The organism is Roseibium sp. MMSF_3412 (assembly GCF_030733265.1).
GTDB lineage: Bacteria > Pseudomonadota > Alphaproteobacteria > Rhizobiales > Stappiaceae > Roseibium.
The window spans coordinates 1-1,281 of record NZ_JASHJI010000034.1 but is presented as its reverse complement, the minus strand read 5'-3'; the positions used below and the strand labels follow the sequence as shown (position 1 = coordinate 1,281).

1 protein-coding gene is annotated in these 1,281 nt (G+C 66.9%); it reads left to right on the top strand.

What is annotated here, in order from left to right; all coding sequences use genetic code 11:
• Positions 1 to 1,248, top strand: a 1,248-nt coding sequence (locus RBB49_RS28350) for an autotransporter outer membrane beta-barrel domain-containing protein (protein ID WP_306146333.1), incomplete at its 5' end; no start/stop codon positions are given.
• Positions 1,249 to 1,281: the final 33 nt, after the last annotated feature.

Sequence of the window (1,281 nt, the reverse complement as noted above, 5' to 3'; positions counted from 1 at the left end):
GCCCCCTCCTTTCTCGGCGGTGCCATCACCTTCGAATCCGAGACAACTCTCAACCTCACCACCGGGGCCTCGCACTCCGTCCTGTGGCAGTTGCCGACCGCGAATGTCGCGGGCGGTGAGGCGAATGTCTCCGGTCCCGTGCCCTGGTTCTACGACACGGCGACCGGCCAGTTCGCCACCTTCGACCCGACCGGGCTCACCGCCAGCTTCAACCAGATGGCCAACACTGCCAACATGCTGGGACGCCTCGGGCGCTATGGGCTGAGACAGGCCGGACGGGGCAGGTCTGCGGATGCGTCTTCGTCCGCGCTCGCCTATGGCGGGGACGGAACGCGATCTTCTGAAAGCTTCGATGCGCTGCTGGGAACCAATTCCGGGCCGGAAAGCCCTTATGGCCTCAGGGCCGGGTCCTTCTGGCTCACCGGGTTCGGCGGCGAGGCCAACTACGATGGCGATGACACCACCCTCGACCACACCATTGACCGGATCGGCGCGGCCCTCGGCTATGCCTGGGCCCAGTCGCCCGGGATGCGCCTTGGTGTCATGCTCGGCTACATGAACGGCTCCATCACGGCCGCGAGCACCTTTGCGGATGCCCAGGACATTACCAGCAACGGCGTCTTTGCCGGTCTCCATGGCGACCGGCGTTTCGGGCGGCTCACCCTCGGCCTCGGCCTTGCCGGCGGCTGGCAGAGTAATGACAGCCGCCGCTTCGTCAACGACAACACCGCCCTGACCGGGGGCCTCACGCTTGGCGAAAGCACCGCCGGCGCCTCCTATGACAGCTGGTTCATCACCCCGGAAGCCGCGCTCTCCGCAGACATTGCCCTCGGGCAAACCGGCCTTGTCCTGACCCCGTCGATACGCGGGCGCTATGCCCTGCAGCAGACGGGCGGCTATACCGAAACCGGCGCTGCCGCCAATGCCACGGTGGAAAGCCACACATTCGGGGTGCTGGAAGGCGATTTTGAACTGGCGGTTTCCAGGAGCTTCGGCCTTGCAACCGTGACCGGCCGCGCGGGCTATCTGGTGCGCAGTTCGGCGGGCGATGACGATGTCCCGGTGACGCTTCTCGGCATCACCAATTCCGTCGGCCTCGGCGCGGCGGACCGCTCCGCCGCCTATCTCGGTGCCTCCCTGGATCTGAACCTCGGCCCGCAGGCCAGCTTCACCCTCGACGGCCAGGGCATCCTCTCCGGCGACACCGACGCCCTGGAAGGCATGGCGCGTCTGGCGATCCGGTTCTGATGATGATCAGCGCCCGCGCCGTCCCGGACCTGA